This is a genomic window from Kribbella sp. DT2 (assembly GCF_049844575.1).
Classification (GTDB): Bacteria; Actinomycetota; Actinomycetes; order Propionibacteriales; family Kribbellaceae; genus Kribbella.
On sequence record NZ_JBNCLH010000010.1, the window covers coordinates 49,237 to 69,989 of the forward strand.

18 protein-coding genes are annotated in these 20,753 nt (G+C 68.2%); 8 read left to right on the top strand and 10 right to left on the bottom strand.

The window, feature by feature from the left end:
* The first annotated feature begins 26 nt into the window (after positions 1-26).
* On the top strand, positions 27-482 hold the full coding sequence (locus tag ACLQ2O_RS34315) for an NUDIX hydrolase (RefSeq protein WP_425840280.1): 456 nt from the start codon (positions 27-29) through the stop codon (positions 480-482).
* Here the strand turns inward: ACLQ2O_RS34315 and ACLQ2O_RS34320 are convergent.
* Both ACLQ2O_RS34320 and miaB read right to left on the bottom strand, forming a co-directional pair.
* Entirely contained in the window at positions 479-1,138 is a 660-nt protein-coding gene (locus tag ACLQ2O_RS34320) for a phosphotransferase (RefSeq protein ID WP_425840283.1), read from the bottom strand. The two genes, ACLQ2O_RS34315 and ACLQ2O_RS34320, sit on opposite strands and share 4 nt — an antisense overlap.
* Complete coding sequence (gene miaB, locus ACLQ2O_RS34325; RefSeq protein ID WP_425840285.1) at positions 1,138-2,616, bottom strand: tRNA (N6-isopentenyl adenosine(37)-C2)-methylthiotransferase MiaB; 1,479 nt, start codon at positions 2,614-2,616, stop codon at positions 1,138-1,140. Before miaB ends, ACLQ2O_RS34320 begins: the two co-directional genes overlap by 1 nt.
* Before the next feature lie 100 nt (positions 2,617-2,716).
* Here miaB and ACLQ2O_RS34330 point away from each other — a divergent pair, with 100 nt between their 5' ends.
* The 5 genes from ACLQ2O_RS34330 (at position 2,717) to ACLQ2O_RS34350 (ending at position 7,723) form a co-directional block, all read left to right on the top strand.
* Positions 2,717-4,243: an amidohydrolase family protein gene (locus ACLQ2O_RS34330; protein WP_425840288.1), complete on the top strand. Its 1,527-nt coding sequence runs from the start codon at positions 2,717-2,719 to the stop codon at positions 4,241-4,243.
* 172 nt (positions 4,244-4,415) lie between these two features.
* Entirely contained in the window at positions 4,416-5,144 is a 729-nt protein-coding gene (locus ACLQ2O_RS34335; protein WP_425840980.1) for an amino acid ABC transporter ATP-binding protein, read from the top strand.
* 59 nt (positions 5,145-5,203) lie between these two features.
* The gene (locus ACLQ2O_RS34340; protein ID WP_425840290.1) at positions 5,204-6,127 is read left to right on the top strand and encodes a glutamate ABC transporter substrate-binding protein; all 924 of its coding nucleotides are present in this window, start codon (positions 5,204-5,206) and stop codon (positions 6,125-6,127) included.
* Between the two features lie 79 nt (positions 6,128-6,206).
* Positions 6,207-6,854: an amino acid ABC transporter permease gene (locus ACLQ2O_RS34345; RefSeq protein WP_425840293.1), complete on the top strand. Its 648-nt coding sequence runs from the start codon at positions 6,207-6,209 to the stop codon at positions 6,852-6,854.
* Positions 6,854-7,723: an amino acid ABC transporter permease gene (locus tag ACLQ2O_RS34350; RefSeq protein WP_425840296.1), complete on the top strand. Its 870-nt coding sequence runs from the start codon at positions 6,854-6,856 to the stop codon at positions 7,721-7,723. Before ACLQ2O_RS34345 ends, ACLQ2O_RS34350 begins: the two co-directional genes overlap by 1 nt.
* Positions 7,724-7,876: 153 nt before the next feature.
* On the opposite strand, the gene groL is transcribed toward ACLQ2O_RS34350, so the two are convergent.
* The 6 genes from groL to ACLQ2O_RS34380 all read right to left on the bottom strand — a co-directional run bounded on the left by groL (position 7,877) and on the right by ACLQ2O_RS34380 (position 14,863).
* The gene (groL, locus tag ACLQ2O_RS34355; protein ID WP_425840299.1) at positions 7,877-9,526 is read right to left on the bottom strand and encodes a chaperonin GroEL; all 1,650 of its coding nucleotides are present in this window, start codon (positions 9,524-9,526) and stop codon (positions 7,877-7,879) included.
* 15 nt (positions 9,527-9,541) lie between these two features.
* Positions 9,542-10,576 (bottom strand): amidohydrolase family protein, encoded by a 1,035-nt coding sequence (locus tag ACLQ2O_RS34360; protein ID WP_425840301.1) that lies wholly within the window; start codon positions 10,574-10,576, stop codon positions 9,542-9,544.
* Between the two features lie 59 nt (positions 10,577-10,635).
* Positions 10,636-10,992 carry a propane 2-monooxygenase effector subunit MimD gene (mimD, locus tag ACLQ2O_RS34365; protein WP_425840304.1) on the bottom strand — a complete coding sequence of 119 codons (357 nt, stop codon included), beginning with the start codon at positions 10,990-10,992 and terminating at the stop codon, positions 10,636-10,638.
* Positions 10,989-12,101, bottom strand: a complete 1,113-nt coding sequence (locus ACLQ2O_RS34370) for an aromatic/alkene monooxygenase hydroxylase subunit beta (protein ID WP_425840307.1) — start codon at positions 12,099-12,101, stop codon at positions 10,989-10,991. Before ACLQ2O_RS34370 ends, mimD begins: the two co-directional genes overlap by 4 nt.
* Before the next feature lie 9 nt (positions 12,102-12,110).
* On the bottom strand, positions 12,111-13,133 hold the full coding sequence (locus ACLQ2O_RS34375; protein ID WP_425840309.1) for an FAD-binding oxidoreductase: 1,023 nt from the start codon (positions 13,131-13,133) through the stop codon (positions 12,111-12,113).
* A gap of 83 nt (positions 13,134-13,216) precedes the next feature.
* Positions 13,217-14,863, bottom strand: coding sequence for an aromatic/alkene/methane monooxygenase hydroxylase/oxygenase subunit alpha (locus ACLQ2O_RS34380; protein WP_425840311.1), 1,647 nt, complete (start codon positions 14,861-14,863; stop codon positions 13,217-13,219).
* Between the two features lie 157 nt (positions 14,864-15,020).
* On the opposite strand from ACLQ2O_RS34380, the gene ACLQ2O_RS34385 reads away from it, so the two are divergent.
* On the top strand, positions 15,021-16,808 hold the full coding sequence (locus ACLQ2O_RS34385) for a sigma-54-dependent Fis family transcriptional regulator (protein WP_425840314.1): 1,788 nt from the start codon (positions 15,021-15,023) through the stop codon (positions 16,806-16,808).
* Between the two features lie 16 nt (positions 16,809-16,824).
* Here the strand turns inward: ACLQ2O_RS34385 and ACLQ2O_RS34390 are convergent, their stop codons facing one another.
* Positions 16,825-18,171 (bottom strand): hypothetical protein, encoded by a 1,347-nt coding sequence (locus tag ACLQ2O_RS34390; protein ID WP_425840317.1) that lies wholly within the window; start codon positions 18,169-18,171, stop codon positions 16,825-16,827.
* Positions 18,172-18,473: 302 nt separating this feature from the next.
* Between ACLQ2O_RS34390 and ACLQ2O_RS34395 the strand changes: the two genes are divergently transcribed.
* A complete protein-coding gene (locus ACLQ2O_RS34395) occupies positions 18,474-19,379 on the top strand; it encodes an aminoglycoside phosphotransferase family protein (protein WP_425840320.1) in 906 nt (301 codons plus the stop codon).
* A gap of 57 nt (positions 19,380-19,436) precedes the next feature.
* Here ACLQ2O_RS34395 and ACLQ2O_RS34400 read toward each other — a convergent pair whose 3' ends face one another.
* The gene (locus ACLQ2O_RS34400) at positions 19,437-20,726 is read right to left on the bottom strand and encodes an aspartate aminotransferase family protein (RefSeq protein WP_425840323.1); all 1,290 of its coding nucleotides are present in this window, start codon (positions 20,724-20,726) and stop codon (positions 19,437-19,439) included.
* Between the last annotated feature and the right edge of the window lie 27 nt (positions 20,727-20,753).

A 20,753-nucleotide genomic window follows, 5' to 3' on the forward strand; every position in this document is an offset into this window, starting at 1 on the left:
TCGGCGGGGCGGTCTAGGGTTCCGGGGTGGAGAGATTTCAGGTGGTTCCCGCGGCGTACGTCGTCCTGCGCCGTGGCGACGAGGTGCTGATGTTGCTGCGGGCCAACACCGGCTACATGGACGGCTACTGGGCCGTCCCGGCCGGGCACGTCGAGCAGGGTGAGTCCGTGCTGGCCGCGGCCCGGCGCGAGGTGCTCGAGGAGGTCGGTGTCGAGATCGACCCGGCCGACCTGGTTCCGCTGACCGCGATGCACCGCACGGGCGGTAACGGCGAGTGGATCGACGAGCGGATCGACTTCTTCTTCACCGCCTCGCGATGGAGCGGCGAGCCGAGGTCGATGGAGCCCGGCAAGGCCGACGGTCTCGCCTGGTACCCACTGGACCGGCTGCCCGACCCGGTCGTGCCGCACGAGGCGCGGGTGTTGGAGGGCGTGCGCACGGGCAACCTCCCTCCGGTGATCGCCGAGGGCTTCACCGATTAGAGCATCGAGCGGATGAGCTGGTCCTGCTTCGGCAGCAGGGCCAACTCCTCCTTGGTGAGCGTGACGTTGCGACCGCGGGACGCCAGGGCCGTCGGGAGGTGCGGGGTCGGATCGATCGAGTTCGCCAGGTAGGAGTTGAGGGCCTCGCGCAACAACTCGGACAGCTCGGCGAACGCGGGGTCGAGCACGACCTGGGCGAAGATGATCGCCGTCATCGCGATGTCGAACTCGGCCGGGCCTTGCTCGGCGTTGCGCCAGTCGATCACCACCGGACCGTCGGCGGTCAGCATCACGTTGTACGGATGCAGGTCGCCGTGCATGACCACTTGCCCGGCGGCACCGCTCGGCGCCGGGATCGCGTGCAACCGCCGGTGCAGGTCGGCGTGCATCTCCCCCAGCTCCACCGGCCCGAGGTCACCGGCGATCACCGCATCAGCCAGCGTCGGCCCGCTCAGCCGCTGAATCACCATGTCCGGCCCGTCCACCCGCCCAATTGCAGGCACCGGATACCCGTGATTCCCTACCCACCGCATGAACTCGGCCTCGTCCCGCACGGGATGACCGTCGCGGTACCGCCGCAGCACCCACTCGTCGTCGATCGAGTAGACGTCCGCGTCCCGCCCAGAGGCGAAAGGTTCAGCCTCTGGGCTCAGCATCAGTTGACCTGGCAGCCACCGACGGCCGGCTCCAGGGGGGCCGGCTTTCCGATCGTGGGCAGGCCGAGCATGACGCCGGGAGTCGAGGGCGCCGGGGCGTCCTGCAGTCGCTCCCAGGCGTCTCCTGCGCGCGTACGGCGTACGGAACCGAAGACGTCGGCGACCAGGTGGTGCGGGGCGCCGTACGTGACCTCGACTGTTGCCATGTCACCCGGTCGCGGTGCCTCGACGCCTTCGGGGAGGGCGAAGTGGACGAGGCGGTTGTCGCGAGCGCGACCGGACAGACGGTGGGTGGCGGCGTCCTTGCGGCCCTCGCCCTCCGCGACCAAGACCTCCAGCGACTTGCCGACGAGCGCCTTGTTCTCCGACCAGGCCATCTCGTCCTGCAGCGCGACCAGCCGCTCGTACCGCTCCTGGACGACCGCGCGCGGGACCTGGTCCTCCATCGACTCCGCCGGTGTGCCGGGACGCTTGGAGTACTGGAAGGTGAACGCACCGGCGAACCGCGCCTGCCGTACGACGTCCAGCGTGCCCTGGAAGTCCTCCTCGGTCTCGCCGGGGAAGCCCACGATGATGTCGGTGGTGATCGCCGCGTCCGGCATCGCCGCGCGAACGTCCTCGATGATCTTGAGGTACCGATCACGCCGGTACGAGCGCCGCATCGTCTTCAGGATCTGGTCCGACCCGGACTGCAGCGGCATGTGCAGCGAGTGCATCACGTTCGGCGTCTCGGCCATCGCCTCGATCACGTCGGCGGTGAAGTCGCGCGGGTGCGGCGAGGTGAAGCGGACGCGCTCCAGCCCGTCGATCGCACCGCAGGCGCGGAGCAGCTTCGAGAACGCGTACCGGTCGCCGAACTCCACGCCGTACGAGTTCACGTTCTGGCCGAGCAGCGTCACCTCGAGCACGCCCTCGGCGACCAGCGCCTCGACCTCGGCCAGCACGTCGCCCGGGCGGCGGTCCTTCTCGCGCCCGCGCAGCGCCGGCACGATGCAGAACGTGCAGGTGTTGTTGCAGCCCACGCTGACCGAGACCCAGGCCGAGTACGGCGACTCGCGGCGGGTCGGCAGCGTCGACGGGAACACGTCGAGCGACTCGAGGATCTCGACCTGGGACTCCTCGGCGATCCGGGCCCGCTCCAGCAGCACCGGCAGCGAGCCGATGTTGTGGGTGCCGAAGACGACGTCCACCCAGGGCGCCTTCTTGGTGATCGTCGCCTTGTCCTTCTGCGCCAGGCAGCCGCCGACGGCGATCTGCATGCCGGGCTTCTTCGCCTTCACCGGCGCCAGGTGCCCGAGGTTGCCGTACAGCTTGTTGTCGGCGTTCTCGCGGACCGCGCAGGTGTTGAAGACGACCACGTCGGCCTGGTCGCCCTCGGGTGCACGGACGTAACCCGCGTCCTCCAGCAGGCCGCGCAGCCGCTCGGAGTCGTGGACGTTCATCTGGCACCCGTAGGTGCGGACTTCGTAGGTACGCATAACAGCCACCAAGAGTACGTCGGAGGGTGGGGTTTTCCCTACCTGGGTCGGGGCTTTTACACCCCTGACCCACGGCGGCCGCGCGACGACAGTTGAGGCTATGAACAGTTCTCGCCGTCAGTTCCTCGCCCGTTCCGCCGTCGCAGGCGCCGCTGTCGTCGCCGGCGGCACCTTCGCCTCCTCCCCCGGCGCCGCGGTGGCCGCCGTCGGGACCACCCGGATCACCGCGCTCACCGGCGTCACCGTGATCGACGTCGCCACCGGTCACCGCGCCAAGCACCAGACCGTGCTGATCAGCGGCGACCGGATCATCGGCGTCGGCCGCCACCTCCCGGTCCCGCGCGGCGCGACCGAGATCGACCTGACCGGGAAGTTCGTGATCCCCGGCCTGGCCGACATGCACGTGCACAGCCTCGGCGACGAGCACGTCTCGCCGCCGCTCTACCTGGCCAACGGCCTGACCACCGTCCGCGAGATGGCCGCGCCCGATCCGGTCGTCTACGACTGGCGCGACCGGATCGACGCCGGGACGCTGCTCGGCCCGCGAATGATCGTGGCGAGCCAGATCATCGACGGCGACCCGACGTTGTGGGACCCGAACCTGCTGCACGTCCTGGTCGTGAACGACGAGGCGTCCGCGCGCGCCGCCGTACGGCAGGTGAAGGCCGAGGGCGCGGATTTCGTGAAGGTCTACTCGCGGCTCGGCCCCACGGCGTACCGGGCGATCCTCGACGAGGCGCGGCGACAGAAGCTGACCGTGCACGGCCACGGGCCCGACCAGATCTCGGTCCAGGAGGTCAGCAACGGCGGGCAGCGCACCATCGAGCACATCCACGCGCTCGCGCTGTCGGTGTCCAGCCGTGAGGCCGAGGTCCGCCGGATGCAGCGGGCGATCACGATCAAAACCGGTGACTACAACGGCTGGTTCCGTCAGGTGCACCCGATCGAGTGGATCGCCGCGAACTCCTTCAGCCGCGCCCGCGCCGCCGGCGTGTTCGGGCTGCTGCGCCGCAACCGGACCCGGGTCACCCCGACGCTGACCATGCACAACGTGCTCGACATGCCCGACCACACCGGCCTCGACCCGGCCACCAGCAAGTACCTGAGCGCCGACTCGATCGGAACCTACGAGTACGTGCTGGAGAACCTCTACAGCGCGAACCGGCCGCCCGAGGAAATCGCCCGCCAGCGCCAGATGTGGGCCTACCGCCAGCGCTTCGTCCGCGAGCTCTTCGCCCACGACGTCCCGATCCTGGCCGGCACCGACACCGGTACGCCGTGGATGGTGCCCGGATTCGCCCTGCACCAGGAGCTCGAGATGCTCGTCGGCGCCGGCGCGACTCCACGCCAGGCCCTGTACGCCGCCACGGCCGAGCCGGCCAGGTTCCTGGGGATGGCCGACGACCTGGGATCGATTGCCCCGCGCAAGATCGCCGACCTGGTCGTGCTGGACGCCGACCCGCTGACCGACATCCGCAACACCCGGAAGATCCACAGCGTCGTCACCCGCGGCCGGGTGATCTCGCCGGAGGCCCGGCGGCGGATGCTCGCCGACGTCGAAGCCGCCGTACAGGCTCCGCCCGTCGGTCCGGCCCTGGCGGCCGGTGGGTGCTGCGGAGGTCACTGACATCGACGTCCACGACGCGGGCTGTGACCGATCGGTCACGGTCCGCGCTCGTGGTCGCAGATCGTTACCTCCGCGGAATCGGAGGGCCGTGCGAGGCAACCCTTGCCTCGGCTAGGTTCACGCCATGAGCGATTCCGTCACCTCGACGAACACCGTTCCGGTCAGCACCGGCCTGGTCGCCCTGACGGGCGTCAACAAGCACTTCGGTGACCTGCACGTGCTGAAGGACATCAACCTGTCCATCAGCAAGGGCGAGGTCGTCGTCGTGATCGGCCCGTCGGGCTCCGGCAAGTCGACGCTGTGCCGCGCGATCAACCGGCTGGAGCCGATCGACACCGGCACCATCACGCTCGACGGCCAGCCGCTGCCCAGCGAGGGCAAGGCCCTGGCCAAGCTGCGCGCCGACGTCGGCATGGTGTTCCAGTCGTTCAACCTGTTCGCCCACAAGACGATCCTGCAGAACGTCACGCTCGGCCCGCTGAAGGTCCGCAAGCTCGACGCCAAGCAGGCCGAGCAGCGCGCGATGGAGCTGCTGGAGCGGGTCGGCGTGGCCAACCAGGCCCAGAAGTTCCCGGCCCAGCTGTCCGGCGGCCAGCAGCAGCGGGTCGCGATCGCCCGCGCGCTGGCGATGGACCCCAAGGTGATCCTGTTCGACGAGCCGACCTCGGCGCTGGACCCGGAGATGATCCAGGAGGTCCTCGAGGTGATGATCGACCTGGCCAAGCAGAACATGACCATGGTCGTGGTCACCCACGAGATGGGCTTCGCCCGGAGCGCGGCCAACCGGGTCGTGTTCATGGCCGACGGCGAGATCGTCGAGGAAGCCCACCCGGAGACGTTCTTCACCAACCCGACCTCCCGGCGCGCGCAGGACTTCCTCGGGAAGATCCTCAAGCACTAGACGCCCCGCCGGCGCACCAGCCGGTCGCAACCGCTCCACAAACACGAAGGGGATTCCCAATGAGAATGCGCAACCTCGTCGCCGCTGTCGGCGTCGCGGCCCTCGCGCTCACCGTCGGTGCCTGCGGCAAGGACGGGACACCGGCGGCCAGCGGGGGTGGCGGCAGCACCACCGGTGACTGCGGTGACCTGCACAAGTTCGACGTGGCGACCGCGGCCGACGTGGCCGGCAGTGCGACGTACGCCAAGATCAAGGCGCGGGGCAACCCGGTCGTCGGCATCAAGGCCGACCAGCCGAACCTGGGCTACAAGGACGCCAACGGCAAGCGCTGCGGCTTCGACATCGAGATCGCCCGGATGGTCTCGGCGCAGCTCGGCTTCGACCCGGAGAAGATCGAGTACAAGGAGATCCCGTCCGCGAACCGCGAGACGGCGATCGCCGGTGGCGAGATCGACTACTACGTCGGCAGCTACTCGATCACCGACAAGCGCAAGAAGCTGGTCTCGTTCGCCGGGCCGTACTACATCGCCGGCCAGGACCTGATGGTCCGCAAGGACGACACCTCGATGGATGCCGGCAAGGACGGTCTGAAGGGCAAGAAGGTCTGCTCGGTGACCGGCTCGACGCCGATCCAGAAGGTCAAGGACGAGAACCTCACCGAGGCCTCGAACATCTCGGAGTTCAAGACCTACTCCGAGTGCGTGTCGCAGCTGCTGGACAGCAAGACCGACGCCGTCACCACCGACGACGCGATCCTCAAGGGCTACGCGGCGAACGCGCCGGACGAGCTCCGCGTGATCGGCAAGCCGTTCAGCACCGAGAAGTACGGCATCGGCCTGCCGCTGGCCGACAAGCCGCTGCGGGACAAGGTGAACGCCGGCCTCGAGGCCTCGTTCACCGACGGCACCTGGAAGGCCGTGTACGACGAGACGCTCGGCAAGTCCGGCTCCGCCGCGACGCCGCCGCCGCTCGAGAAGTACTGATCCACCGCCCGGCCACGGTGTCCGGCTCGATCCGGCACCGTGGCCGGGCCGCGTTTCCCTCATCTTCTGGAAGGTCGCGATGCTCTCGGTCCTCACCGACAACTGGGAACTGTTCCGGGACGGGTTCTGGCTCACCCTCCGGCTGTTCGTGGTCGCCGCTCTGCTGAGTCTGGTCCTCGGGACCGTGCTGGCCGGGTTCCGGGTCTCCCCGGTCCCGGCGCTGCGCGGAATCGGCACCGGCTACGTCAACACGTTGCGGAACACACCGCTGACCCTGGTGTTCGCCTTCCTGTTCTTCGGTGCCGCGAAGATGCAGCTCAGCCTGCCGACGTTCTTCTGGGCCGCGGTCACCTCGCTGACGATCTACACCTCGGCGTTCGTCTGCGAGGTCGTCCGCTCCGGCATCAACACCGTCTCCCCCGGGCAGTCCGAGGCCGCCCGCGCGGTCGGGATGACGTTCCTGCAGGTACTGACCATCGTCGTGCTGCCGCAGGCCTACCGGGCGATCGTCCCGCCGCTGGCCAGCGTGCTGATCGCGCTGCTGAAGAACACCACGATCGCCGCCGGCTTCTCGGTGCTGGAGGCCGGCTCGATCCCGGCCGCGATGGCCGAGCGCGGTGAGAACCAGATGCTGACGCTGGTCTGGATCACCATCGGCTTCCTGATCCTGATCACTCCCCTGGTGCTGCTGCAGCGCTGGGCCGAGCGCCGGACGGCGGTGGCCTGATGACTTCGGTCCTGTACGACGTCCCCGGACCGCGGGCGAAGGTCCGCAACCGGATCCTCAACGTCATCGTGGTCGTGGCCGTGCTCGGCGTGGTCGCCTGGCTGATCCACCGGCTGGCCGTCAACGGCCAGTTCGACAGCCGCCGCTGGGCGCAGTTCCAGTACACCGCGATCCAGAACGAGCTGCTCAAGGGCCTGCTGAACACGCTGCGCGCGGCCGGGCTGGCCGCCGTGCTGGCGGTGCTGTTCGGTGCGGTCTTCGCCGCGGCGCGGATCAGCGACCACCGGATCCTGCGGGTGCCGGCGACCGCGATCGTCGAGCTGTTCCGGGCGATCCCGCTGCTGATCCTGATGTTCTTCTTCTACTACGGCAGCCTGCAGTTCCACCTCGGCCTGTCGCCGTTCTGGGCGGTCGTGCTGGGCCTGACGCTCTACAACGGCTCGGTGCTCGCGGAGATCTTCCGGGCCGGCATCGCCGCGGTCCCGAAGGGCCAGCGCGAAGCGGCGTACGCGACCGGCCTGCGCAAGAACCAGGTGGTCCGGCTGATCCTGCTCCCGCAGGCGATCAGCGCGATGCTCCCCGCGATCGTCAGCCAGTTGGTCGTCCTGCTGAAGGACACCGCGCTGGGCTTCATCATCACCTACAACGAGCTCCTGTACGTCGCCAAGCAGATGGGCGGCCGGCTCGAGTTCGGCTTCCCCTACATCCCGACGTACTTCGTGGTGGCGGTCGTCTACATCGGCCTGTGCTCCCTGCTGTCGCTGCTGGCCAAGTGGCTGGAAGGCCGCGGCCGTCGCCGCGCCAGAATCACCGGCGGCCCGGCCCCGATCGCCGCCCCGCTCGACACGGGCGACACCACGAAGCTCTGACCGACCGAACACCGAACAGCCCGGGTTGCACTCACGTGCGGCCCGGGCTTGTTGCTGTGACGGGGTCTCCGGGCCGGGGTGGCGGCCGCCGCGACACGGCGCCACCCCCGGCGGAGGGGGCCGGGGGTGGGCGGGCCAGTTGGGTCATCCAGGTCAGTAGATGTTCGAGGGGCGGACCATGCCTTCGGCGAGGTCGCCGAAGCCGGGGGCCATGATGGCGCCCGGGTTGCCGAGCACCTCCTCGACGATGGCGGTCTCGGTGGTGATCAGCAGGGCGGCGATGGACGCCGCGCTCTCCAGCGCCGAGCGGGTGATCTTGACCGGGTCCATCACGCCGAAGTCGAACATGTCGCCGAACTCGCCGGTGAGGGCGTTGAAGCCCTGACCGACCGGCAACTCCGCGACGGTCTTCACGACCTCGTCGCCGTCGTACCCGGCGTTGATGGCGATCCAGCGCAGGGGTTCGGCCAGCGATTGCCGGACGATCTCGCGCCCGGCCAGGGCGTCACCGGTGAGCTCGAGCTTGTCCAGGGAGTCACGGGCCTGGGTCAGCGCCGAACCACCGCCGGCGATCACGCCTTCCTCCAGCGCCGCCCGCGTGGCGGACAGCGAGTCCTCGACGCGGTGCTGCTTCTCCTTCAGCTCGACCCCGGTGGCCGCGCCGACGTGGATCACCGCGACCCGGCCGGCCAGCCGCGCGATCCGCAGCTTCAGGTTGTCCTGGTCGTGCTCGTTCTCGGTCCGCTCCAGCTCCTTCTCCAGCTGGTGCAGCCGCGCCTCGACCAGCTCGGCCGCGCCGGCGCCACCGACCATCGTGGTCCCGTTCTCGGTGATCGTGATCCGGTGGCAGCTGCCGAGGTCGGCGGTCGACACCGAGTGCAGGTTCACCCCGGAGTCCTCGCTGACGACCCGGCCGCCCAGGACGGCGGCCAGGTCCTCCAGCTCCGCGACCCGTCGGTGCCCGAACCCAGGAGCCCGTACGACGACCGACCGGAACGTGTCGTGCACGTTGTTGCTGACCAGCATCTGCAGCGCCGGCCCCTCGACGTTCTCGGCCAGGATCACCAGGGGCCGCCCCGACCGCGTCACCGCCTCCAGCGTCGGCATCAGGTCCTGCAGCTGGCTGATCTTCTGGTTGGTGAGCAGGATGTACGGGTCCTCGTAGACCGTCTCCATCCGCTCCTTGTCGGTCACCATGTACGGCGAGATGAAGCCGTGGTCGAACTCGATGCCGTCGACGACGTTCAGGCTCAGCCCGTACGCCGGCGACTCCTCGACGGTGACCACGCCGGTCTTGCCGACCCGGGTCATCGCCTGCGAGATCACCGCACCGATCTCCGGGTCGTCGTTGGCCGACAGCGTCGCGACGTACAGCAGGTCGGTCTCGCCGCCGATCTCGGAGGTCCGTTCGTGCAGCGTCTTCACGACCACCGCGACGGCCTCCTCGATCCCCCGCCGCAGCTGCATCGGGTTGGCGCCCTCGTCGACCGCGCGCAGCCCTTCGCGCACCAGTGCCTGGGCCAGCACGGTCGCCGTCGTCGTCCCGTCACCGGCGACGCCGTTGGTCTTCATCGCGACTTCCTTGACCAGCTGCGCGCCCATGTTGGCGAACGGGTCGCGCAGCTGGATCTCGCGGGCGATCGTGACGCCGTCGTTGGTGATGGTCGGCGGTCCGGTGAGCTTCTCCAGGACGGCGTTGCGCCCCTTCGGGCCGAGCGTCACCTTGACCGCGTCGGCGAGCGCGTTCACGCCCTGCTCGAGCAGCTGCCGGGCGTCGGCGGAGAAGCGGAGGTCCTTGGCCATGGTGGATCCTTTCGGTCAGGCGACCTGGACCGGCGCGGAGCCGATCGGCTTGTCGGTGTCGTCGGCAACGATCCGCAGCTCGGCGGGCACGTCGAGGTCGTACAGCTTGGCCGCGTTCAGCCCGAGGATCTTGCGCTTCACGTCGGGCGTCAGCACGCCGTACTCGGACTGCATGTCCTCGGGGATCTGGAAGTCGACGAACTGCTCCACCAGCCACTTGGGCTGCCAGATCGCGTAGTCGCTGGCGAAGGTGATCCGGTCCTCGCCGATCCAGTAGAGCAGCTCGCCGATGATCTGGGCGAAGTAGCGCGGCCGGCTGTGCATGAACGGCATCGCGACCGCCAGACCGCCGTACACGTTGGGCTCCTGCGTCGCGATCCAGCAGAAGTCCTCGAGCCGCGGCAGGCCGACGTGCTCGACGATGAAGTTCAGCTCGGGGAACATCGAGGCGGCGTAGTCGATGTCCTGCACGTCGAAGGCGTCCCGGTTCAGCGGGTAGATCGTGGGGCCCTTGTGGACGTGGATGTTGGTGATGCCGAGGTCGACGCACTTGCGCAGGTAGGGCTCGGCCGACGGGTCGGACAGCTTCCAGCCCTTGGAGTCGCCCTTCCACTCCGCGGTGTAGAGCTTGACGCCCTGCAGGTTCCAGCGCGCGTGCAGCTCCTCGAGCTTGTCCAGGCCCTCGGCGCCGTCGCGCGGGTCCCAGGCGCCGTTGGTGATGAACTTGCCCGGGTTGTTCTCGGCCACCGCGCCGTCGCGCTCGGTGGTGTTGAACCCGTCGACGTAGAAGTCGGTCAGGTACGTCGGCTGGAAGATCGCCTTGTCGACGTAGCCGATCTCGAACAGGTCGTGCAGCAGGTCCTCCTCGGAGTAGGCGCCGAACTTCTCCGGCGTCCAGACGTACTCCTGCGGCGACAGGTTGCGGTGGTAGTCGTAGAAGCAGTTCGTGAACCCCGCGCCGTACCGGTTCTTGTTGTTCTCCGGCCGGCCGTTCCAGAAGTGCACGTGACTGTCGACGACGTAGTACTTCTCGCCGTTGCTCTCATACATGGTTCTTGCCTCCCTGGCAGGCAACAGCCTGGGCCCCGGGCGACCGGGGCCCAGGGGTTTCAGCTGGTGACCTCGACGAGGTCGAAGTCGATGTACTCCGCGGCCTCCTCCGGACTGGAGAAGAGCATCGTCTTGTCGTCGAAGTGGACCATCCGCCCGTAGTGGGTGGACATGATCTCCTCGAAGTCGGACTGGTCGAACTCGGCGCCGAGCGCGTCGGAGATCTCCTCGAAGTCGAAGGTGATCGAGCCGACGCCGTCGACGCGGATCATCGACGGGTACTCGGTGATCGTCACGTTGTCCTTGCGGCCCATGATCTCGGCCACCACGTAACCGTTCTGGTTGTTCATCAAGGTCACGCCGCACATGTTCGAGAACGAGCGGTCGACCGCACCGAACTCCTTGGTCGTCGTCACTGGTCCAGCTCCTTCGGGATCTCGAGGTCGAGGTCGGACAAGACGGTGCGGAAGCTGTCCTTGGCGGCGGCCAGCGAGTCGGCGAAGGTGACCACCTTCTCGTTGGGCTGCGACCAGATCGGCTGCAGCTCGTGGGCGGCGCGCAGGCTCTGCGGCACCCAGGTCGCCAGCCACTCGCCGAGCACGGCCTTGTTCGCCTCGCCGTGCTTCTCGTCACGGGTCAGCATCGAGAACAGCGCCCGGCTGTAGCCCAGGTCGCGGCTGTAGTCGTTCTCGCCGGCCCCGACGATCGTCGGGGTGATGTAGTCGCCGTTGCGGGCCGAGACCTGCATCAGCAGGTCGGACCGGAACAGCACGCCGACCAGCGACTCGAAGACGATGTTCGTCGCGAACAGCGCCTCGGCCCAGTCGCCGATCGCGGTCAGCCGCTCGGTGTTCTCCCGGACGCCCTGCCAGACCGGGTCGTTCTGCCAGACGTCGCGGTGCACCTTCCCGTCGAAGTCGATCTCGGACTCGGCCAGGTCGAGGTTGAACAGCGCCAGGTCCTGGGCGAAGCGCAGCTTGTGCGCCGCGTTGACGGCCATCGCGTTGTTGATCATGTTCGTCGGCGCCGACCGCTGGGCGGCGGTGAACACGTGCATGCCCAGCCCGTTCTCGGCGTGCATCCAGGCGCCGAGGTTGCGCTGGATGAACTTGGTCCAGGCCGGGTTCCAGTGGCTGTACGCCTTGGCCCGCTTGGCGTTCTCCAGGCTGAGGCTGATCTGCCGGACGATCGCCGCGTTGTTGCGGTAGATCGTCTTCTCCCACTCCTCGTTGGGGTCGCGGAACTGGTGCCAGTCCGACGACTGCAGCCGGGTCCAGTCCTGCGGGTAGCCGCCGGGGGAGTTCGCGAAGCCGTAGATCCAGCCCTGCGACAGGTGCCGCTCGGGATCGGGCTGGACGTCGAACGTCACGTCCTCGTACGTCGTGGCCCGCGCCTTGGCCGGCTTGTAGTAGTTGTAGCTGCGGCTGGTGGAGCTCGGGAACGTGAGCGCACCGGCCTCGGAGTCGGTGAACTCCGGGTGCGGGAAGCTCCGTTCCTTCTGGGTTTCCGGGCTGGTCTGTGTCATGTCCGTCTCCTACTCGGCCACCGAGGTGGTGAACTTGTCGTAGTGGATGTGCTCCCGCGGTACGCCGGCCATCTCCAGCAGGTCGATCCCCGCATCGACCATCGGCGGAGGCCCGCACAGGTAGGCGTCGCACCCGGCCAGCCCTGGCTCCAGCCGCTGCACCACCTCCGTCACGAAGCCGGTGTGCTCCCAGTCCTCCGGCCAGCTCTCCGACAGGACCCCGACGAACGCGAAGTCACCGAGCTCGGCCCCGAGCGCCTCGATCTGGTCGAGGTAGAACAGGTCCTTCTCGGTCCGGGCGCCGTAGTAGAACCGGATCGGCCGGTCGATCCCGTCCCGCACCGCGTGCCGCAGCAGCGACAAGATCGGGGCCATCCCCGCTCCCCCGCCGATGCACACGATCGGGCGGTCCGACGACTTCTTCAGCGTGAACGTGCCGTACGGGCCGTCGAGCTCGAGCGGGTCACCGACCTTCAGCTCACCGTCGAGCAGCCCGGAGAAGTGCCCGCCGGGGTACTTCTTGATCAGGAACTCCAGCGGCTGGTCCGGCAGGTTGGCCATCGAGAAGGACCGGTGCGCGTCGTGGCCCGGGATCGCGATGTCGGCGTACTGGCCGGGCTTGAAGGTGAAGGCCGACGGCTCGACCAGGTCCAGCCGCAGCGAGACGATGTCGTGCGTGACCGGTTCGATCGCGGCGATCGTGGTCCGTAGGTGCTGCAGCGGTACGGCGTTGCGCAGTTCCTCCTCGTCGTAGTTGATCAGCTCGACGGTCAGGTCCGAGTAGGCGTGCGACTTGCAGAGCAGGATGTAGCCCTCGTCGCTCTCGTACTCGGCCAGCGCGAACGTCGAGTACCGGTCCATCTGCACGTCGCCGTCCAGCAGGAACGACTTGCAGGCGGCGCACTGGCCCTCCTTGCAGCCGTGCATCAGCGCGATGCCCTGCCGGAACGCGGCGTTCAGGACGGTCTCGTCTTCGTCGACCTCCATCTCGAGGTCGACCGGCTCGAACCGTACGACGTGCTTGTCACCCATCGACGACTCCTGTTCGGGGCTCGGGCGACCGGTGGCGGCGAGTGGTGCCAGGGTTCACCGCCACCGATCTGCCTGGGGGAGGCTCAGACCTTGGCGGGACGCCCGGCCGGTCCGCCGGCCGTGTACGCGGCGAGGTGCGCCTCGCGGTCGGCGTCGGACATCTCGTTGAGGGTGATGTTCGGGCTGGCGAAGTTGATCCCCCGGACGTCGTCCAGGGTCCAGAGCTTCTTCGGGTCGTCGAGGTCCAGGTGCGGCTGCGGGATCAGCGTCTTACCGTCGTCGCGCACGTAGCCGAGATCCTTGATGATGTCGGCCAGGTCCCGGTTGTGGTGCAGCGTCTCCCACTCGCGGTGCCCGGTCAGCCGGCCCATGTTCGGCGTCGGGCGGCCCTCGTACTCAGGACGGAACGCCTTGATGTCGGTCCAGGCGCAGGTCTCGGAGCAGTAGGTGCGCCACTGGCCGTCGACCTTCTCGGTGACCATGTCCTCGCGGATCAGCGCCGGGACCATGCAGGTCCAGCACCGGTGCGGGTACTCGTAGTCGACGTTCTCGAACGCGATCGGCTTGTTCTTGCCCGGGTAGCGCAGGCGGTTGTAGTTCTCCCACCACTTGCCGTACTTGTTGTACCAGCCCGGGTACTTGAACTCGAACCACTCGAAGTCCTCGTCCGTCATCGGGTCGATCCGCCAGTAGTTCACCGGCCAGCCGGTGGCGAAGAACTGCGCCACCTCGTGCACGTAGCCCTTGTTGTAGATCCGGTTCCAGGCCTCCTCGACCAGGTCGTGCGGGATCTTCAGGCCGTACTTCTCCAGCGGGATCAGGTAGCTGCGGTAGTAGTCGTCGTAGATCCAGCGCCGCCACATCTCGGCGTAGGAGTCGCGGTCCTTGCGGCGGTCCTTCGTGCCGTACTCGATGAAGGTGCCGATCGCGGCGTCGACGACGCAGTGGTTGTTCCACCAGGCGTAGCGCAGGTCGCGCTCGAGCAGCTGGCGGTTGTCCTCGTCGGCCAGGGCCATCAGCAGGATCGAGTACCCGTTGCTGATGTGCCGCGACTCGTCGGACTGGACCGAGTGGAACACCGTCGGCAGCAGGTAGTCGCCGTTGGCCGCGGCCTCGTCGGGCATCGCGACGAACAGCGTGTTGGTGAACGCGGTCTCGGCCACCACCGTGAGGTAGATGTTGGCCGCGGTGATCGCGTCACCGGTGATGAACCCCTCGCCGAACTGCCGGCCGATGGTGCCCGCGTAGTTGTTCGCGAACGCCTTCTCGGTGATGTCGAACCCGGCCGGGTCGATGTAGTGGTTCATGTACAGCTTCTTCAGGTTCATCTGGATCGTCGAGTGCCGGACCTCGTCGATCATCTGCACCGCGAGCCCGTTGTGGATCTCCGGGTTCGGTACGGCGTCGATCGCCATCGGCATCGCCCGGGCCGCGGAGATCTCCGGGAACGGGATGATCGACAGGAACAGCTTCTGCCACTCCATCCACCGCTGCTGCACCTGGCGGAACATGTTGCCGCGGATCGCGCCGTCCATGGCGCCGAAGACGCGGTTGTCCTTCTCCTCCTCCATCGGGAAGTAGGACCGCATGATCTGCTTGAGCGGGTCCTTCTTCGGAGCTTTGTCGAAGCTGTAGTCGGTCCCGAAGCGTGTCGCGGGAGTGGCGAAGGTCGGCTCCCAGGACAGTTCGGTGATCTTGGCATGGGCCTTGCTCAGACTCTGCCTGCTCACGGTCTGCCTCCTCGGTCAGGGTCAGGTACGACGCCGAGGGCGCCGTGGTGCTATCGGACACCGTCCGAGCCCTTGCGCTTGTCTCAATCTGAGACGGACGGTGGGGGCAGGTCCCCGTAGCCTGGGTGCAAGCCCCCGATGACGAGAGGCGCCGCCTGTGGACGACCGTCGTACCGCCAAATCGCGCGGAACCAGCCTGGTCCTGCGGCAGGCGAGGGACCTTTACCTGTCGTCGGGTGACTTCGATCCCCTGGTCCGCGCGCCGATCCAGGCGTCCTGGGTCCGGTCGTCGCGGCTGCGGGTGGACACCGACCACCTGGACCCGAGCTACCTCGGACCGATCGAGGAGCCGTCGCCGCTGGCGCTCAGCGCGCGCCCGGTGCTGGCCGCACTGGCCGAGGAGCTCGCCAACGAATCCGTGAGCATCATCCTCACCGACGCGCACGGACTGGTCCTGCAGCGCAGCTGCGCCGACCAGTCGCTGGTGCGGGAGCTGGATCGCGCGTACCTGTCCCCCGGCTTCAGCTACGCCGAGGAGCAGGTCGGCACCAACGGCATCGGTACGACCCTGGAGGCCGGCGTCCCGACGATGGTCACCGGCAGCGAGCACTTCACCGGCCGGCTCGGCGGCTTCGCCTGTGCGGGCGCGCCGATCCACCACCCGATCACAGGCGCGCTGCTCGGCGTACTGGATCTGACGTCGTCGGTGGCGCACTCGAACGCTCTGCTGATGTACTGCGCCCGCTCGACCGCGCAGAAGATCGAGCAGCAGGTGCTGGCGCGGGCCGGTGCGCGGGAGCTGGCGCTGTTCCGGGACTACCTGGCGGCCTGCCAGCACCCGGGGAACGGTGTGCTCGCACTGAGCAAGGACCTGGTGATGATGAATGCCCAGGCCCAGCAACGGTTCGACCCGGCCGACCAGGCCGCGCTGCTGGCTCGCTCCGCCGATGCTGCCGGGGAGCCCGACCCGATGACGTTGGTGACCGACCTGCCGAGCGGGTTGGTCGCCCGGATGGACTACAAGCCGGCGTTCAGCGGTGCTGAGCTGGCGGGCGGCGTTCTGCGGATTCAGGTGCAGTCCGGTCTGGACTCCTCGACCGGTACGACGCCCTGCGTCGTACCGGTGATGCCGGGGCTGGCTGGGACCAGTGCGACCTGGCAGCGGGTCTGCCACGCGGTGGACAGCTCACGGCAGAGCGGCTCGTGGGTCGTGCTGGAGGGTGAGGCCGGCGTCGGCAAGATCGCGCTGCTGCGCTCGGTGAACCAGCTGCGCAACGGCTCCGGGCACTTTCGGGTGATGGACGCGTCCGAGGCCGGTCCGGCCTGGCTGGACACGATCTCCGACGAGCTGGCGGCCGGTGCAGGGTCTCTCGTCGTACGGCGTGCGCACCTGCTCGACGCGGAGACCGTGAACGGTCTGTCCGACCTGCTGCTCGAGTACGCCGACCAGCGGAGCGGGGTGTGGGTCGCTCTGACCATGCGCAGCGAGCCTCGCAACCCGGCCGTCGACGCGCAGCTGCTGCCGCACTTCGCGCACACGATCGAGGTGCCGCCGCTGCGGCACCACCTGGAGGACATGCACAAGCTGGTCCCCCACCTGCTCGGCCGACTCAACCGGGGCAACCAGCTCAGCATCTCGTCGTCCGCGCTGGCGCAGCTGATGCGCCTGCCGTGGCTGGGGAACGTGGAGCAGCTGCGGCGGGTCCTGCTGCGGGTGGCTCAGCACCGGCGGTCCGGCACGATCCAGCTCGACGACCTGCCGGGTGAGTGCCGGGCGACGACCCGGCGTCGGCTGACGCAGCTGGAGTCGCTGGAGCGCGACGCTGTGGTCAAGGCGCTCGTGATCCATCGCGGCAACAAGGACAAGGCCGCGAGCGACCTGGGGATGTCGCGGGCGACCATCTACCGCAAGATCCGTGACTACGGGATCGTGCTGACGATCTGAAACTGCGTGCGACCTGTCAGGGCAGGAGTTCGAAGATCTTGCTGACGATACCGAGCGCCGGAGCCGCGATGTCCGCGGCTCGTCCGACGGTCGTCTTGATCCGCTCGAGCTTGTGACGGGCATCTTCCGGTTCGGTCTGTGCCGCGCCGAGCTCGTCGGCGAGTTCGTGAATCAGCCGGGCGACTGCCTCGCGACCTGAATCGTCGAGCTCCTCGCTGCTCAGCACCAGCTCCAGCAGCGACGCCAGATCCTGACCGGCCGGCGCCGTGGAGTAGCTGTTCTGGAAATCCCTGACGACGGTGTTCACCGGACGATTGATGAAAGTCGTCGGGCCGTGAAAGTTGAAGTTCTCGGTCATGGAATCTCCTCCGGAGTTGATGATCACCGTCGCGCCCTTGAACTCGAACGTCCCGACCGCCCGGTCGGTCGACCGGGCCAGCTCGGCCCGGAACCGCTCTTCGGCCTGCATCAAGCGCTCCAGGACGGCATCATCCACCGCCGCCTTCCGCGCTCGCCCCGGCGCCGGCGAGGCGGAGTCGCTCCCCGTCCAGGCAAACTCCCAGTCGCGCGATCGGTCGAGTTGCTGCTCGAGCGCAGCCTGAGCCGGCCTGCCGCCGTGAATCGTCTCGGAGAGGTGACCGAAAAGCCTTCTGAACTCGGACAACGACGCGTTCTGCAGCGGAAAGACGAAATTCTCGCCGGCACCGATCGGGTTGAAGAGCACCAGACACGGCAGATCGCTCAGCCGTACGCCGAACCGGCGGGCGTTCTCGTACACGTCGCTCGCGTCGTACGGGATCCATTTCAGCCACTGCAGCGCCGCCAGCAGGCGGTAGAGCTGCGGCCGCGTCCTGGGTTTCCAGTACCGCTTGGCCCGCCGCCAACTCACCGGTCGCTCGTGCACGAAGATCTGAAAGAGTTCGCCGGACAGCGCGTTCAACTCGTCGAAATGGGTCCGGACGAACGTCGCCAGCTCCACGTCGGCGTCCGTGTAGAGCAACACTCCGCGGATCTTCGGCGCATCTTCCACCGCGTCCGCCAGTTGCAACTGAGCGAAGAGGTGCGCCGTGTTCGGTGCCGGCATGAGGCTGTACATGGCCTCAGGCGGATGCTCCACACAGAGGACCACGAGATCGCCGTCCTCCAGACCGGCCGATCGCACCGTCGCCCGCAGGTCGAACTCCGCGTCGGTAACGGGGTCCGCGAGCCAGGATCGAGCTCTTGCGGTCGAGGATGCCTCGAACTCGGCCTCGGTCAGGATGGTGTTCTGCCCCACGGGTTCAAGCAGCAGACCGGCTGACCGTGCCGCGGACAACGCGGCGGCGGTCAGATCGGCGATCGATTGGTCGGCGTCGATGTCCACCGAGCAGGTGGCCGACGCAAAGACCTCGGACAGGGCGTCCCAGCGGTCCGCGGGCCCGAACGTCAACGGCGTACCTTCGAAAGCACCACCCTCGACCATCAACCGGGCGATTCTCACGCCGAAAGGCGACCAGGTGGTGTCCACGAAGTCGCCTTCACGAACGGCGATGGTGATATGCATCGTCCCCACTCCGGTGTCTCCCAACGCCCGTGCTGACGTCCGCGGCGGCTCGAAAGCCTAGCGCATTCGTCAGCACTGAAATCGTGTTGTGCGTGGCCCTGCTCTTGTCCACACTTGCCGGGATGAACCAGATCTCGAAAGCTGACGGACGCGGTGGGATCGATGCCGGGCTGGTACGGCGGCTGGTGAAGGCGCAGTTCCCGCAGTGGGCCGAGCTGCCGGTCGAGCCGGTGAAGGTGGACGGGTGGGACAACCGGACGTACCGGCTGGGCTCGTCGATGACGGTGCGGCTGCCGAGCGCGGCGGCGTACGCGGACGCCGTGGGCAAGGAGAACGAGTGGATTCCGCGGCTCGCGCCCTTGTTGCCGGTGCCCGTGCCGGAGGTGCTGGGCAACGGCGTGCCGGGTGAGGGGTACGGCTTCCACTGGTCGGTGCGGCGGTGGCTCGACGGGGAGACGTCGTCGCTCGAGCGGATCTCCGATCTGACCGCGTTCGCGGTGGCGGTCGGGGAGTTTCTGCTGGCGCTGCAGGCGTGCGACGCGACGGGCGGGCCGGTGCCGGGTGGGCACAACTTCCACCGGGGTGGGCCACCGGCGTACTACGACTCGGAGACTCGTGCGGCCCTGGTGGCGCTGGACGGGCAGGTCGATGGTGCGGCCGCTTCGGCGGTGTGGGAGGCCGCGCTGGCCAGTCGCTTCGACGGGCCGCCGGTGTGGTTTCACGGAGACATTGCCTCAGGCAACCTTCTGGTGCGGGACGGGAAGCTGTCGGCGGTGATCGACTTCGGGACCTCAGGGGTCGGGGACCCCGCCTGCGACCTGGTGATCGCGTGGACGATGTTCTCGGGCCCGAGTCGTGAAGCGTTCCGGCGTACCGTCGCTGCTGATGCCGGCACGTGGGCGCGGGCGCGCGGCTGGGCCCTGTGGAAGGCGCTGATCGTGCTCGCCGACGGCCGCGACGAAGAGACCAACCGACTGGTGATCGACGAAGTGCTCGCCGACCACCAGCGCCACGCTGTCGGCGGCTGACCTCGCCCCCCTGCTTTCCTCACGCGCCGGCCCGCCGCAGGCGGGCCGGCGCGTGCTCTAGCGGAGGGTGTTGAAGGAGTCCCGCAGGATCTCGATCGCCTCGGTCGTCTCCGGCTCGGTCAGCGTCATCGGCGGGGCCATCCGGAGGACGTTGCCGTAGAGGCCGCCCTTGCCGACCAGCAGGCCGCGGTTCTTCGCCTCCTGCTGGAGCTTGGCCGTGGTCGCCGCGTCCGGCGCGTTGTCGCCCGGGTTCACGATCTCGGCGGCCAGCATCAGGCCCTTGCCGCGGACGTCGCCGAGCTCGGGGAACTCGTCCGCGATCCCCCGCAGCCCGTCGGCCAGCTGCGCGCCGCGCTTGGCGGCGTTGGCCTGCAGGTCGTGGTCGAGCAGGTACTCGATCGTCGCCTTCGCGGCGCTGGTCGAGATCGGGTTGCCGCCGAACGTCGACAGCGAGTTCGCGTTCAGGCTGTCCATCAGCGCGGGCGTCGCCACCACACCACCGATCGCGAACCCGTTGCCGAGCCCCTTCGCGAACGTCATCGCGTCCGGTACGACGTCGTGCGCCTGGATCCCCCAGAAGTGCTCGCCGGTGCGCCCCCACCCGGTCTGCACCTCGTCGGAGATCAGCAGGATCCCGTACTCGTCGAGGACCTCCTTGAACGCGGCGTACAGACCGTCCGGCGGCGAGGAGAACCCGCCGACGCCCTGGATCGGCTCGACGATCAGGCAGGCGACGTCGCCCGCGGTCGTGGTCGCGATCACCTCGCGCAGGTCGTCGACGCACGCCTTGACGTAGTCGGCGTCGGGCAGGTCCTTGAACGGGCTGCGGTAGCGGTAGGCGCCCTGCAGGTACTGGACGTTGACCGGCGACAGACTGCTCGCCGACCAGCCGCGGTTGCCCGTGATCGCGACCGTGCCGAAGCCGCGGCCGTGGTACGAGTTGCGCATCGCGAGCACCTGGTTCGACCGGCGCTTCTGGGTCGCGAACAGCAGCGCGGCCTCGTTCGCCTCGGTGCCGGAGTTGGTGAAGAACACCTTGGCGTCCGGGATCCCGGACAGCTCGGCGATCTTCTCGGCCAGCTCGATCTGCCGGCGGATCAGGTACACGGTGGAGGTGTGCGCGACCCCGGTGCTGAGCTGCTCGCGGACGGCGTCGGAGATCTCGGCGATGTCGTACCCGATCGCGTTGGTCAGGATGCCGGCGAAGAAGTCGAGGTACTGCTTGCCTTCCCCGTCAGTGACCCGGCGGCCGGATCCCTGGACGATCTCGATCGGCTCCTCGTAGTACAAGGCGAGCCAGTCCGGCATGACGGCCTTGTGACGCTCCCACAGCTCCGCATGTGTCATGTCTTAGCAATACCTCATCTCGGGGTT